This is a genomic window from Planotetraspora thailandica (genome assembly GCF_016863335.1).
In the GTDB taxonomy this organism is placed as follows: domain Bacteria; phylum Actinomycetota; class Actinomycetes; order Streptosporangiales; family Streptosporangiaceae; genus Planotetraspora; species Planotetraspora thailandica.
The window spans coordinates 23,728-37,021 of record NZ_BOOR01000062.1 but is presented as its reverse complement, the minus strand read 5'-3'; the positions used below and the strand labels follow the sequence as shown (position 1 = coordinate 37,021).

At 70.6% G+C, this 13,294-nt stretch carries 12 protein-coding genes; 3 read left to right on the top strand and 9 right to left on the bottom strand.

The genetic code is table 11. The annotated features are described in order from the left end of the window. Positions 1-48 precede the first annotated feature (48 nt). Positions 49-1,344 (bottom strand): MFS transporter, encoded by a 1,296-nt coding sequence (locus tag Pth03_RS33015; RefSeq protein ID WP_203948377.1) that lies wholly within the window; start codon positions 1,342-1,344, stop codon positions 49-51. A 267-nt stretch (positions 1,345-1,611) separates the two neighbouring features. Beyond that, complete coding sequence (locus Pth03_RS42650; RefSeq protein WP_203948376.1) at positions 1,612-1,848, bottom strand: hypothetical protein; 237 nt, start codon at positions 1,846-1,848, stop codon at positions 1,612-1,614. Positions 1,849-2,076: 228 nt separating this feature from the next. Between Pth03_RS42650 and Pth03_RS42645 the strand changes: the two genes are divergently transcribed. Continuing rightward, a complete protein-coding gene (locus tag Pth03_RS42645) occupies positions 2,077-2,559 on the top strand; it encodes a WYL domain-containing protein (protein WP_373318635.1) in 483 nt (160 codons plus the stop codon). Positions 2,560-5,066: 2,507 nt separating this feature from the next. On the opposite strand, the gene Pth03_RS33000 is transcribed toward Pth03_RS42645, so the two are convergent. From Pth03_RS33000 to Pth03_RS32985, 4 genes are read right to left on the bottom strand one after another with little or no spacing between them, the layout of a single operon-like run. Further along, on the bottom strand, positions 5,067-6,533 hold the full coding sequence (locus tag Pth03_RS33000; protein ID WP_203948374.1) for an SDR family oxidoreductase: 1,467 nt from the start codon (positions 6,531-6,533) through the stop codon (positions 5,067-5,069). 31 nt (positions 6,534-6,564) lie between these two features. Beyond that, a complete protein-coding gene (locus Pth03_RS32995; protein WP_203948373.1) occupies positions 6,565-7,101 on the bottom strand; it encodes an SRPBCC family protein in 537 nt (178 codons plus the stop codon). After that, the gene (locus tag Pth03_RS32990) at positions 7,098-7,412 is read right to left on the bottom strand and encodes an ArsR/SmtB family transcription factor (protein WP_203948372.1); all 315 of its coding nucleotides are present in this window, start codon (positions 7,410-7,412) and stop codon (positions 7,098-7,100) included. The genes Pth03_RS32995 and Pth03_RS32990 overlap by 4 nt, the downstream gene beginning before the upstream one ends. Positions 7,413-7,444: 32 nt before the next feature. Continuing rightward, the gene (locus tag Pth03_RS32985) at positions 7,445-8,206 is read right to left on the bottom strand and encodes a TetR/AcrR family transcriptional regulator (RefSeq protein WP_203948371.1); all 762 of its coding nucleotides are present in this window, start codon (positions 8,204-8,206) and stop codon (positions 7,445-7,447) included. Positions 8,207-8,280: 74 nt separating this feature from the next. Between Pth03_RS32985 and Pth03_RS32980 the strand changes: the two genes are divergently transcribed. Then, positions 8,281-9,828 (top strand): FAD-dependent monooxygenase, encoded by a 1,548-nt coding sequence (locus tag Pth03_RS32980; RefSeq protein WP_203948370.1) that lies wholly within the window; start codon positions 8,281-8,283, stop codon positions 9,826-9,828. A 93-nt stretch (positions 9,829-9,921) separates the two neighbouring features. Here Pth03_RS32980 and Pth03_RS32975 read toward each other — a convergent pair whose 3' ends face one another. After that, entirely contained in the window at positions 9,922-10,827 is a 906-nt protein-coding gene (locus Pth03_RS32975) for an NADP-dependent oxidoreductase (protein WP_203948369.1), read from the bottom strand. 168 nt (positions 10,828-10,995) lie between these two features. Between Pth03_RS32975 and Pth03_RS32970 the strand changes: the two genes are divergently transcribed. Continuing rightward, positions 10,996-11,484: a MarR family winged helix-turn-helix transcriptional regulator gene (locus tag Pth03_RS32970; protein WP_203948368.1), complete on the top strand. Its 489-nt coding sequence runs from the start codon at positions 10,996-10,998 to the stop codon at positions 11,482-11,484. A gap of 22 nt (positions 11,485-11,506) precedes the next feature. Here Pth03_RS32970 and Pth03_RS32965 read toward each other — a convergent pair whose 3' ends face one another. Together Pth03_RS32965 and fdhD are read right to left on the bottom strand one after the other, a co-directional pair. Further along, positions 11,507-12,421: a LysR family transcriptional regulator gene (locus tag Pth03_RS32965; protein ID WP_203948367.1), complete on the bottom strand. Its 915-nt coding sequence runs from the start codon at positions 12,419-12,421 to the stop codon at positions 11,507-11,509. Between the two features lie 35 nt (positions 12,422-12,456). Then, positions 12,457-13,293 carry a formate dehydrogenase accessory sulfurtransferase FdhD gene (gene fdhD / locus Pth03_RS32960; protein ID WP_203948366.1) on the bottom strand — a complete coding sequence of 279 codons (837 nt, stop codon included), beginning with the start codon at positions 13,291-13,293 and terminating at the stop codon, positions 12,457-12,459. Position 13,294: the final 1 nt, after the last annotated feature.

Genomic DNA, 13,294 nt, shown 5'->3' with positions numbered 1-13,294 from the left:
GCCCGGGGATCTAAGCGCCCGGCCACCCCCTGCCTCGCTTCGGTCTCCTCATTCCCTCCGGGCGAGTGTTACGAACCGCGCCGCCACCGCAGCGAGCACGGCGGAGGCAAGGACGGTGAAGCCCGCCGTGAGGAACACCGTCTGCAAGCTTGTCGACGAAACAAGGATCGCGCCGAGGCCAGACCCTGCCGCCACGGCTATCTGAAGGTTCGTCACATTCACCGCCGACGCGGCCTCTGGGGTTTCTGGGGCCGCGTCGAGTATCCAGACCAGCGTTCCCGGGTTCACGATTCCCCAGAACAAGCCCCACAGCACGAGCAACAGGCCAGCCAGCCAGGGTAAGGTGCCCGCGCTCGCCAGCCCGATGAGCAATGCGGCCACCACCGCCGCCGCCCCGGCGAAGCTGCCGATCACTCCGCGCTTGAACAGTGATCCGGCGATGAGTGAGCCGACGATGCCACCACAGCCGTAGATGACGTACAGCAGGGAGATCACGCCGCTGGACAGATGCGTGTGTTCCACCAGGAACGGGGTGACATAGGTCCAGGCGGCGAACTGTCCGATGAACACCATCGCGCCCGCTGCCATCCCAAACCGGGCGGCCCGCCGCGTCACGACTCCCGCGAGATCACGCAGGTGCGTATGCCCGTCCGGCCGGATACCCGGCAGCACGACCGTCTGCACAACCACGACAAGCAGTGTCGCCGCCGCCGCAATGGCGAAAGTGAGACGCCAGCCGACGAGGTTGCCGAGGAACTGTCCCGCAGGCAGCCCCACCACCGTCCCACCCGAAATACCGGCCGCGATGATGGTGATGGCGCGAGTGCCGCGGGCCGGGCCCACCAGCTTGGGTCCGACCGGTGAGACCACGGTCCAGAAGGCTCCGAGGGTGGCGCCGAAGAGCATACGGGCGATCAGCACCAGGACGAAGTTCGGCGCCACCGCGACGACCGCGTTCGACACCAGCACCGTTAGACCCAGGACGAGGATGACCGAGCGCCGGTTGAAGCGGCCGGAGCCGAGGAAGAACAGCGGCGCCGACACCGCGGCGCTGAAACCCGGCACGAGCACCATCAGCCCTGCGAGGCCGAGCGAGACATGCAGTCCGTCGGCGATCTGCGGCAGCAGCCCCACTGGCAGCGTCTCCGTCATGACGATGACGAACGCGCCGAGCGCGACCGCACCGACGGACGCCCAGGCTCGCCTGCTACCGGGCTCCGCAGCAGTGGCGGCGGCGCGGGTGGTTGCAGGCTGGGTCGGGACGGCCGCGGTGCACGACGATGCCGTGACCACGCGCACCTGCGGTGCGTGGTGTGTCGGCGTCGCCTCTTCGTTTTCGATCATGTGTTCTCTTCACTTATCGCATGCTCCCGACCGGGCTCTGCTCTGTAAGCACCCCAGGGTGTATCTGCGCGAGTCACGCGGGCAGTCAACACAGCTCACGTTGCGTGCTCGGTCCTCGGGTTGCGGCGGGTGGTTGGCCCGATGTATTCGGTCGATCCGTCGACCAGGAGACAATAGGACGATTTGGTCCAAGTTAGGGTATCGTGGCTCCGTTCGGCAAGCGTGTGCGCTTGGTCCTGACTGTCCCGAGCCTGCGGCCTGCTTCGATCATGGCGAGTCCAGGGCGGGTGTTCGATGATCCGGCCTGCTGGTGCACACGATCACCCGCCATCCTCCAGCAGTGCTTCTGGGCATTCGGTTCTGGACTTTAGCGTCCTGTTTGCGGTTGGGATCTAATAGCTTGTGCTGGCCGGCCTTCTTCTTGATCGGGACGTGGATGATGTCGGCGGCGCCTTCGTAGCCCAGATCGGCCAGGCTGGGTAGGTCGGCGCGGAGGGCGGCCAAGGCGGTGACGACGCCGTGGTGGCGGGCGCAGGTGATGTCGTGTTCGCGGCCGATGGGGATTCACCCCGAAGTGCGGACACGAACTGTCACGCGGCGAGCAGGCGGGCTCGTGAGTAACCGCCCGCTCAGTGGGAACGCCTGATCAAATTTCGGTCGCGGTCACCGCCGCGCGGCCTCGGCTCCCACCTCACTGAGCGCGGGTGGCCTCTCCCATGTTCCGGGCGTCCCATGTCGCCAGCGCCGTGCGCACGCGTTCGGCAACCTCCTCAGGGGCGCCCGGGCGTAGCGCAGGTATCCTCGGCACCCTGCACCAGCCCCGACCACGGGTCCCTGAGCACCATGGCGACGTGGGTCCCGGACCGGAGATGGCTCCAGGAGTCGAAGTCGCGGGACTCGGGCCGGTCGGGCACTCGGATGTGGCCCTCCGCCGCCTACGTGTCCAGACGGGTGTCGGCCGCGGCGTGGCGTCATCGGGTGCGGGTCACCGTGCACGCGCCGGCCGAGACGGTGGCCGAGCGCATCTCACCGGCCGTCGGGACGGTGGAGGCCGTCGACGACGCCACGTGTCTCCTCCACACCGGAGCCGACGACGTCGCCACGCTCGGCGTCTATCTCGGGCTGCTCGGATGCGACTTCACCGTCGACGGGCCGCCCGAGCTCGTGGCGCACCTGCGGGAGCTGGCCGGCCGTTATGGCCGCGCCGTCGGCTGAGCCCTCCGCCAGTGAGGCCGCCACCTGGTCCACGGCGCTCCACAAAGCCGGGTCGTCCCAGTAGCCGGTGTGGCTGCCGACCTGAGGGGGCGGCTCGCCGTACCGGAACCGGCTCGTGGGCGGGTCGGGCAGCTCCACGTCGGCGCAGACGGGTCCCGCCGTCACGGGCCCGCCGACGTAGTCGGTCGCGTAGTAGAGGTTCACCCAGCGCACGACCCGCAGCCGGCTCAGCACCTCCTGATTGAAGTAGGCGGGAAAGCCCCAGTTGTAGAGCTTGTGCAGCGGAGAGCCCAGCGTCACGAGCGACACCTGGTCGGCCGGGTCGCGGCGGCCGGCCTGGGCGAGGGCGGCGGCCGCGACGACGGAACCCTGGCTGTGTGCCGTGAGCAGCACCTGCCCGCCGTTGTCGTGCAGCCACCAGATCCGGCGCTGCAGATCCGGCACCGCGCGCTCCGCGTACGACGGCGGCGCGAAAGGGTGGTAGGAGCGCGGCCAGAACGTGCCGACGTCCCACAGGACGCCGATCACCTTGCGTCGCCCCAGGTCGTTCCACCCGGCTCTGAGCAGCGCGATTCCGAACAGCGGCAGAGCGGTGGCGATCGTCGTGCCGAGGCCGATCATCCACGAATGCACTCCGGCGACCATCCCGTCGTCCGCCTCCAGGGAGACGACGAGGAACACCCCGGTGACGACCATGCCGGTGAAGAGCAGGTCGAGGTCGAGGGGCGCCCGGGCGACGCGCTGCCAGAGCGCCACCGTGCGGGCCCACGACCGGACCCGCAGCAGGTCACGCGGCTCCGGGTCCGCCACAGCCGAATCGGAGACAGCGGAGGCCACCCATGCCGGCGGGCCGTCGAAGGGCGGGTCGTCATCCGACTCCCGGGCGAGATACTCCTGCCGGATCCGCTCCGCGTTCGCCGGGCGCGCGGCGCGCCAGAGCAGCACGCCCTGCCAGATCGCGAACGCCAGCACGACCGCCGCAGGCAAGACGACGAGATACGGCGCGAACGATCGGATGATCGGAAAGAGCGTGATGACGGGCTCGGTTGTCTCCAGGACGGGCATGCCCGGGTAGTGGATCTCTCCCACGATGTCCGCGACCCGGATGAGCAGCCCGAGCATGAAGATGTTGAGCACTCCGACTGCGAGTGCCATCACGACGAACGGCGCCGCCCACCGGAATCCGTCGGAGGTTCTGCGCGCCACGCGCCCCGCGACGCCCAGCGCGGCGGCCAGCGCCAGCACGGCCACCAGTCGCGCACCCGAGAAGCCCGCCAGGGTCATGAACCCGAGCGCCAGCAGCGTCACGCCCACGATCGAAGTGATCAGGAGCCATCCGCCCGCCCGTACGGCAGTGCCGGCCAACACCGTGAGCAACACCAGGGCGAGGCTCGTGGACACCAGCCCGTTGGTGAGGTTCACGGCCTGCCCCATTCCGGGCAGCTCACCGCCGGGAGAGGCCGCCGGCGGCTGCGCCCACGCGAAGACCGCAGCCAGCGCGAGAGCCGCCACCGCCAGCCCGAGCGCCACCGCGGCCAGCTTCTCCGGCCATGGCCGTCTCGTCTCGGCGACCAGCACCACGGCCACTCCGGCGAGGACGAGGCCGCTGAGCGCCAGCGCCACGGGCGCCACGGGCACAAGCTCCGCGTTGACTGTCGAGCGCACGGTGTGGGCGATCAGCGCGGCGACCATGGCGACGGCCGCCGCCAGGTGGGCCGTGCCGAGCCGTACGGCGGCGCGCCTGCCGTCCCAGAAGCCGGGGTGCGCGAGTCCGGTGACCAGGGCCGCCGAGCTTCGCTCCGGTTCCGGCTCGGGGTGTTCCCCTGCTTTGACCGGTGGGCGGACGCTCTCGTAGCGGGACAGCGTCCTGCGGGTGAGCAGCAGCATCGTCGCGATCGCCAGGAGGGGAACGGCCGCCGCGATCAGGATGCGCCGCCCGGGATGGGCTTGGACGGCGTGGAAAATCTGCAACGGCCAGGCATCGGTGCACGTGCTGTCGGCTCCGCACTGGTATGCGAGGTAGTCGACGGGGATCCACGTGAGGAACAGCACGGCGTTGAGCGTCACCCCGAGCGCCGCCCAGCGGATGGCCGCGCGATAGAGCGCGAACGTGCGGCGGCGCCGCAGCAGACCGGGCGGGAGCATCCACCCGGCGAGGTTGGCCAGCAGGAACGGCAGGAGAAGCAGCCACAGCACCCGGGTGCCGCTGCGGGAGGTCAGCCCGCCCCAGGAGTAGGCCTCGATGTGGCGTCCCCCCGCGTCGGGCCTGCGGTAGAACCCCGCGATGGCGTCTCCGCCGGTCTGCTGCAGCGGGTGGTCGCCGAGTAGGCTCTGCGGCGTCGCCCCGCCCACCCCGTGCAGCCGGATCTCGGTCACGCCGTCAACGGGGGGCTCGGGCGGTACGAGCCCGGTCGTCGAGATCCGGTCGGCCATGGGGGGCTCCCGTTCGTCGCGCGATCGGTTCTACCTGCGATTGGATCACGTGGAACGATGCAACGCACGACTGATCATGCTTTTTCGTGGGATTTCCGGGCGGCCCTGGCGACGTTGCCCGGCATACGGCCGAAGATCAGCCCGTGGAGCGGGGAGATGCTCCGCCAGTACAGATGGCCGAGCAGGCCGTGCGGATGGAAGATCGCCCGCTGCCGGTAGACGGTGCGGCCCTCCTCCTCCCGGCAGGCGAGCTCGAGCCACGCGAGCCCGGGCAGGCGCATCTCGGCGCGCAGCCGCAGCAGGACCCCCGGGATGATCTCCTCGACCCGCCAGAAGTCGACCGCCTCACCGACCCGCAGGCTTCGCGGGTCACGCCGCCCCCGCCGCAGGCCGACCCCGCCCATCAGCCGGTCGAGCAGGCCGCGCACGCGCCAGGCCACCGGCAGGGAATACCACCCGTTGTCTCCGCCGATGCCCTCGATGACCCGCCACAGCTCCTGCGGAGAGGCGTCGACGACCTTGCTCCGCTCGTCGACATACAGGCTGCCGCCCGCCCAGTCCGGATCGGTGGGCAGGGGGTCGCTCGGGGCTCCGGGGGTGGAGGCCGACGACCAGCGGGTGGCCACGTCGGCCTCCTTGATACGCCGCAACGCCAGTTCGACGGCCTGGCGGAACCCGATGAGGCCGCCGGGAGGGTCGGGGACGTACCGCGCGATGTCGTGCTCATGGCAGATCGCCTCGTTGCGCAACGACTCGACCAGCGGCCGGGCGACCCCCGCCGGCACCGGCGTGACCAGGCCCACCCAGTAGCTCGACAGCCGGGGCGTCAACACCGGGACCGGGATGATGACGCGGGGAGGCAGCTCCGCGACCTCGGCGTACCCCTGCATCATCTCGCCGTACGACAGCACGTCGGGGCCGCCGATGTCGAAGGAGCGGTTCACGCCGGGCGGCAGCGCGGCGGCGGCGACGAGATAGCGCAGGACGTCGCGGATCGCGATGGGCTGGGTCAGCGTGTGAACCCAGCGCGGCGTCGTCATGACCGGCAGCCGTTCGGTGAGATGGCGGAGCATCTCGAACGACACCGATCCCGAACCGATGATCATCGCGGCGCGCAGGGCGGCGGTGGGGACGCCGGAGCCGAGCAGGATGCGTTCCACCTCGCTCCGCGAGCGCATGTGCGGGGACGGCTCCGCCGCCGGAGTCAGGCCGCCGAGGTAGACGATCCTGCCGACCCCGGCCTTTCCGGCCGCCGCGGCGAACACCTCCGCCGCCGTGCGGTCCCTGGCGGCGAAGTCGCGCGCGGAGCCCATCGTGTGGATGAGGTAGTAGGCGACGTCCACGTCGTCCAGCGCCGCCCGGGTCTGCGGTGCGATCATCGCGTCCGCCTCGCGGACCTCCACCCGGTCACGCCAGGTCTGGTCGCGCAGCCGGCCGGCCGATCTGGCCATGCAGCGCACCTCGTGACCGGCTTCCAGGAGCTGGGGCACCAGCCTGCCGCCGATGTAGCCCGTGGCCCCCGTCACCAGACATCGGGTCATCGTCTCCACCCCCCGAATGGGGACATACCCGTCAGTCGGTGGAGGGAGCTCCGGGGATGGCCGCGCCGTACGGCATGCCGGAGGACACGTAGGCGTCGTAGTGCGACCGCCACGACTCCGCGGTGTCGCTGTGCGGCCCTTCCGCGGGCCGCCCGGCCAGGATCTTGGCGAGCTCGGCGAGGCAGACGCTCCAGCCGGCCGCGTTGCGGGCCGCGGCGGTGCGGTCGCCGAGCACGTTGACCAGCACGAACCGGCAGCCTCCCGCCTCGGCCGGTTCGAGGTCGAAGTGCAGCTCGTCGCCGCCCCAGGTGAAGGCGAGGCGCCGCGGCGGCTCGAACACCAGGACCGTGCCGCTCATGGGCGGGAGGTTGGGGTCGCCGGAGAAGGTGATCGCCCCGCCGGCGTGCGACTCGATCCGTACCGCCGAGGGGAACCAGTTCGCCAGGCCCTCGGGGGTCGCCACGGCCTCCCAGACGCGTTCGACCGGATGGGGATAGGTGCGCTCGAAGCGTACGGCCGGGCGGCCGTCGTGCTGGACGAACGTTCCGGCGTCGATCAGGCGGTTCATGTGGGCTCCTTCGTGTCGAGGTGGTGCCCGAGCGTGTCCAGCCTGTCGTTCCACAACCGCCGGTACGGCTCGAGCCAGGCGTCGAGCTCGGTCAGGGGAGCGGGGTCGAGGGCGTAGATGCGTCGTTGCGCGTCCCTCAGGACACGCACGAAGCCGGAGTCGCGCAGCACGCGCAGGTGCTTGGACGTGGCCGGCTGGGTCAGATCGAGCTCGTCGACCAGTTCGCCGACCGTGCGGGGCCGTTCGCGGAGCAGCGCCAGCATCGCACGGCGGTTCGGGTCGACCAGCACAGACCAGATCGCGTCGGACATCACACTAATATGCCTCACGAGGCATATGCTTTTCAAGGCATATGCGGGTCGGGCAGCCCGAGTCCCATCCTGCTCGCCACGCCGTCCAGAAGTACGGACAGGCCGTAGCGGAACCGGTCCCGCTCGGACAGGTCGCCGATGAGCCGCGGGAAAACCCCCCAGGGATCCTCGCCACCGAACAGCGCCTGGGTGTGCGGGAACTCCCCGGTGGCGAACTGTTGTTCCGCGAACCGCATGGCCGCCTCCATCGCCTCCTCGTCCGGGGCGGCGGCCTCTTTCGCCGAGCGCATCTCGGCGGAGCGCAGCACGTTGCCGTGCACGTAGTCGTCGACCATGGCGAGCAGCGCGAACTTGCCGGGCGCGTCCAGCCCGGTGCCGGCGACGGCGGCCAGCGACTGTTCGAAATGCCGCATGGCGTTGGGTCCGGCAGTCGCGTTCTGCAGCGAATACAGCGCCCATGGGTGGCGCATCAGTACGTCCCAGGTGCGGAGGGCGACGGCGGTGAGCGCGTCGTACCAGTGGGCCGGGAACTCGTCGGCCGGGATCAGCACCTCGCTCATGATCGCGTCGTCCATCAACGCGATCAGCTCGTCCTTGGTGCGGACGTAGTAGTAGAGCGTCATGGTGCCGGCGCCCAGTTCGCCGGCGATCCGCCGCATCGACACGGCGGCGAACCCCTCGGTGTCGGCGATGGCCAGGGCGGTCGACGCGATCTGGTCGCGCGTGAACTTGGGCCGGCGGGCGCCGGGCTCCGGCCGGGTCCAGATCAGCGCAGATTCCTCACCACTTGCCATTCGTACACCGTACCGCTTAGCCTTTTGGTACGCCGTACGACAACTTGGTACGAGATACGAAGAAGGAGCGTGTCATGACAGACGTCGATGTGCTGATCGTGGGGGCCGGCCCGACCGGGCTCACCCTCGCCTGCGAGCTGGCCGTGCGGGGCGTCGGATTCCGCATCGTCGACAGGGCGGACCGGTTCTTCGGCGGATCGCGCGCCGACGGCATCCAGCCGCGAACCATGGAGGTCTTCGCCGACATCGGGATCCTCGACCCGATCCTGGCCGGGGGCGATCTCGGCATGGTGATGCGCGCCTACAAAGGTGACGAGGTCATCTGGGAGGGGCAGATGAGCGAGCCCGCGCAGCCGACCCCGTCCGTGCCGTATCCGAACGTCTGGTTCGTGCCCCAGTTCCGCACCGAGGAGATCCTCCGCGCCCGGCTCGCCGACTTAGGCGCCCACGTGGAGCCGTCGACCGAGCTGACCGACTTCACCCAGGACGCGGACGGTGTGACCGCGACCCTGGTCTCCGGCGGAACGCCCGAGACCGTGCGCGCCCGATACCTGGTGGGCGCCGACGGCGGGCGCAGCACGGTGCGCAAGCGGCTCGGCATCGCCTTCCCCGGCGAGACCGACGAGAGCATCACAATGTTCTTCGCGGACGCGCGGGTGGACGGGATCGGCCATGACCACGGCCGGATCTGGCAGGCAGGCGACGGCGGGGTCTCGGTGATGCCGCTGGCCGGAACAGACCTCTTCGTGGTGGTGGCGCTGCCGCCGGAAAACGAGGACGAGCCGATTCGCGACTACCTGCAACGGCGGATCACCGAGTTCTCCGGCCGGGACGACGTTTTCGTGCGTGAGGTGACCTGGCACACCACCTGGCGGGCGAACACGCGGATGGCCGAGCGCTTCCGGGACGGCCGCGCCTTCCTCGCGGGCGACGCCGGGCACGTGCACCCGCCGACCGGAGGCCAGGGCATGAACACCGGCATCCAGGACGGCTACAACCTCGGCTGGAAACTTGCCGCCACCCTGGCCGGCGCCCCGGCTCGCCTGCTGGACAGCTACGAGCCCGAGCGGATGGCGGCGGCGCGCCTCGCACTGGATCTCAGCACGGCACTGCTGGAGAAGCACAAGAGGGGCGACGACGATGCGCACCTACGTGGCCCCGAGTTGTACGGGCTGACGCTGAACTACCGCGGCGGGCTGCTGTCCCGGGACGGCCGCACCCGCGCCGGCGAGGTCATGGCCGGCGGCCGGGCGCCGGACGCCCCCGCGACCACAGGCGACGGCCGGCCGGTGCGGCTGTTCGACCTGTTCCGCGGTCCGCATTGGACGCTTCTCGCCTTCGGCGCGGGACACACGCACACGGTCGCCGCCCTCAACGACCGGTTCGGTCCCGCCCTGCACGCCTACACCGTGGTCCGCTCAGGACGACCGGCCGGTGAGCACGCCGCGGTGGATGTCGTCGTGGACGTCGACGGACACGTGCACGCGGGGTACGACGGGGCCGACGGCGCCCTCGTGCTGGTCCGCCCCGACGGCTACATCGGGCTGGTGGAAGACGCCGGCACGTTCGACCAGGTGGCCGAATACTGGACGGCGTTGCACGGCACGCCCGCCGGCCGTTGATCCCGTCCGGCTGGGCGCCGTCTCGGCCGGCGAGGCGTTCCTCCGCTGGAGGGGCTGACGGCGCCCAGGTGAACAGGTGAACAGGCGGGCTGCTCAGGCCTCCGAGACGCGCAGGACGATCTTGCCCCGCACGTGGCCGCTCTCGCTCCGCTCGTGCGCCTTCGCGGCGTCGGCCAGCGCGAACTCCGAATCGATCGTGACGGTCAGCCGCCCCTCCTCGAAGAGCCGGGCGGCCTTCTCAAGGGCGTGGTACGCACTCGTCTGGGAGGTGAGCTGCACTCCGTGCTCGGCGGCGGTGAAGTCGGCGATGGTGACGACCTTGTCCGGCGCCCCGGTGAGCTCGACGAGTTCCTTGAGCGAGCCCTTGCCGGCGACGTCGAAGGCCGCGTCGACCCCGGCGGGAGCCAGCGCGGCGACCCGGCCCTCCAGCCCCGGCCCGTAGGTGGTGGGCACGACACCGAGGGAACGCAGGAAGTCGTGGTTCGGCTCACTCGCCGTGCCGATCACGATGACGCCGTCGGCGATGGCGAACTGCGAGGCGACGCCGCCCACCCCTCCGGCGGCCCCGTCGATGAGCAGGGTCTGCCCCGAGGCCGGGCTGATGATCTCCAGCGCTCGCACGGCCGTCTCGGAAACCGTCGCGAGTCCGCCCGCCTGCTCCCAGCTCATTCCGGCAGGCTTGAGGGCGAAGTGGTCGAGCAGGGCGAATTCGGCGATTGTGCCCTGGCCCAGCCCGAACACCTCGTCGCCGACCGCGACACCCTCCACGCCCTCGCCGACCTCGTCGACGACTCCCGCCGCCTCCATTCCGATGAACGAGGGGAGCGGGGTCGGGAAGAAGTCCTTGAACATCCCGCTGCGGAACTTCCAGTCGGCCGGGTTGACCCCTGCCGTCCTGACCGCGATCCGCACCTGGCCGGGCCCGGCATGCGGCTCCTCCACTGTGGTCACCTGGAGAACCGAGGGGTCGCCGAACTCGGCATAGGTCAGCGCGAACATCGTGAGTCCTTTCCATTGGAATGGCGGCGTACATCGCCGGCTTGACGGTACGCGCACCGAGAAGGAGATCCGGCTATTAGCTAGCCAGCAATTAAGTAACTAGTGAGACAATAACGGGCGAAGTATCCTGGGAGCAAGCGCAGGACAGACTCAGGAGGAGGGGAACGCATGGACACACCGGCGTCTACCCGTCAGTCAGAGGCGGCCCACGGCCTGGACTTGGACGATCAGACGTTGATGCAGCACTGGAGCGTCCTGCGGTCGGGGTTCCGGCGGCTGACCTCTCTCCTGATGGCCGACGTGGAGGCGAAGGTCGGAATCTCGCCGTCGGCGCTCGAGGTGCTCTGCGTTCTGTTGGAGACCCCGGAACACGCCGTTCCGATGGGCCGGCTCACCCAGGCGCTCGGATTCTCCACCGCCGGCACCACCAAGGTCGCCGACCGCCTCATGGATGCGGGCCTGATCGAACGCCGGGCCTGCCCGCAGGACCGACGGCTGATCTACGCGGCGCTGACCGAGCGAGGCCTCGAGGTCGCCACCGACTGCGTCGCCGTGCTCGTCGAGTCCCTGCGCCGCCGGGTCGTCGAGCCTCTCGGCGCCGAACGATTCCGGTCGATCTCCGCAGACATCGGCTCCATTGAGCCGGGGACGATCTGACCGCAGCCGGCTGAGAAGGCCCTCACGGCAGTTGTGAGCCGGGCAGGGCCGTCACGCCGACGCCGACCTGGCGCACCGTCTGCGCGAAGGCCCTGACGTGGGCACTCTCGCCCGTGGTGCGCCACACCAGCGCCCACTCGGTCGGCGGCGCGTCGTGGATCGGCAGGCAGACCACCCCCGGATGGCGGTGATGCCGTGCCACATGCTCGTTCAGCACGGTGACACCCTGCCCGGCGGCCACGAGGGCCAGAGCCTCGGGGAAGGTCCGTACGGCAGGCCCGCGCGGCACCGGCCGCCCGCCGGGTGTGCGCAGGGGCACCATCGCCTCCTCCCAATAGGGCGGCAACCCTCTTCCCGGGCCGAAGACGACCTGGTCGGCGAGGTCGTCCAGGCAGGCCGACGCCCGGCCGGCCAGTGGGTGCCCGGCCGGCACGGCCAGCAGGCGGCCCTCGGTCAGCACGACCGGGCCCACCGTCAGATCGGGCTCCCTGACGGGCAGCCAGAGCAGTTGCAGGTCGACCCGGCCGCCGCGCAGCGCGCCGAAGGGGTCGCCGAAATGGAACTCCAGGGTCCGCACGTCACAGTCGGGGTGGCGGGCGCGGAACGCCTCGATCACGCCGCGCATCTGCGGGCCGAGCGCGCCCATGAGACCCAGCCGCACCGTCCCGGACAGGCCGCGGCCCGCGGCGGTCGCCGCGGCGATGCCGGCCTGGATCAGCTCGTATCCCCGCTGGAGGTCCTCGCGCAGGCGCCGTCCGACCGGGGTCAGCAGCACGGTGCGGCTGGTGCGCTCGAACAATGTGGCGCCGATGCGGCGCTCCTGCCTCTTGATCGACTGGCTGACCCGGGCCTGGGAGACGTGCAGGCGCTCGGCCGTCCGGCCGAAGTGCAGCTCCTCGGCCAGGGTCAGGAAGATCTCGATGTCGCGCAGCTCCACGACGGCTTTCCCTCCGACGACCCTCGGGTCGTGACTCAGACGGCGGCGACCCCGGCCAGGCGCTCCTCGCCGGTGTAGGCGTTCATCGAGCTGCCGCGCACGAAACCGAGCAGGGTGAGACCCCGCTCGGCCGCCAGCTCGACGGCCAGCGACGAGGGGGCCGACACGGCGGCCAGGACCGGGATGCCGCCCATGACCGCCTTCTGCACCAACTCGAACGAGGCCCGCCCCGACACCATGAGCACCGTGGAGGTCAGCGGCAGGCGGCCCCCGCGGGCCGCCCATCCCAGCAGCTTGTCGACCGCGTTGTGCCTGCCGACGTCCTCGCGCACGCAGAGCGTCTCGCCCGAGGCCGTGAACAGCCCGGCGCCGTGCAGGCCCCCGGTGCGGTCGAACACCCGCTGGGCGGCCCTGAGCCGGTCGGGCAGCATCGCGATCAGGCCGGGCTCCAGCCGGACGGGGTCGCCGGAGACCTCCCACCGCGCCACGGTGCGGACCGCCTCCAGCGAGGCCTTGCCGCACACCCCGCAGGAGGAGGTCGTGTAGAAGTTGCGCTCCAGTGACACGGCCGGAGGCGTGACGCCGGGCGCAAGCCGTACGTCGAGGACGTTGTAGGTGTTCTCGCCGTCGACGGTCGCCCCGGCGCAGTAGCGGATGGTGTCGATCTCGGCTGCCGAGCCGATGACGCCCTCGCTGACGAGGAACCCGGCGGCGAGGTCGAAGTCGTCGCCGGGCGTCCGCATGGTGATGGTGAGCGCCTTGCCGTTCAGCCGGATCTCCAGCGGCTCCTCGGCCGCCAGCGCGTCGACTCGGCGGGAGACCGCCGAGTCGCGCAACCGCAGGATGCGGCGCTGGACGGTGACCCTACCCATC

Bases quoted from the DNA above. Each gene is read 5' to 3' on its own strand.
- Pth03_RS33015 (WP_203948377.1), bottom strand. From the start codon at position 1,344: ATGATCGAAAACGAAGAGGCGACGCCGACACACCACGCACCGCAGGTG.
- Pth03_RS42645 (WP_373318635.1), top strand. From the start codon at position 2,077: ATGTCGCCAGCGCCGTGCGCACGCGTTCGGCAACCTCCTCAGGGGCGC.
- Pth03_RS33000 (WP_203948374.1), bottom strand. From the start codon at position 6,533: ATGACCCGATGTCTGGTGACGGGGGCCACGGGCTACATCGGCGGCAGG.
- Pth03_RS32995 (WP_203948373.1), bottom strand. From the start codon at position 7,101: ATGAACCGCCTGATCGACGCCGGAACGTTCGTCCAGCACGACGGCCGC.
- Pth03_RS32990 (WP_203948372.1), bottom strand. From the start codon at position 7,412: ATGTCCGACGCGATCTGGTCTGTGCTGGTCGACCCGAACCGCCGTGCG.
- Pth03_RS32985 (WP_203948371.1), bottom strand. From the start codon at position 8,206: ATGGCAAGTGGTGAGGAATCTGCGCTGATCTGGACCCGGCCGGAGCCC.
- Pth03_RS32980 (WP_203948370.1), top strand. From the start codon at position 8,281: ATGACAGACGTCGATGTGCTGATCGTGGGGGCCGGCCCGACCGGGCTC.
- Pth03_RS32975 (WP_203948369.1), bottom strand. From the start codon at position 10,827: ATGTTCGCGCTGACCTATGCCGAGTTCGGCGACCCCTCGGTTCTCCAG.
- Pth03_RS32970 (WP_203948368.1), top strand. From the start codon at position 10,996: ATGGACACACCGGCGTCTACCCGTCAGTCAGAGGCGGCCCACGGCCTG.
- fdhD (WP_203948366.1), bottom strand. From the start codon at position 13,293: ATGGGTAGGGTCACCGTCCAGCGCCGCATCCTGCGGTTGCGCGACTCG.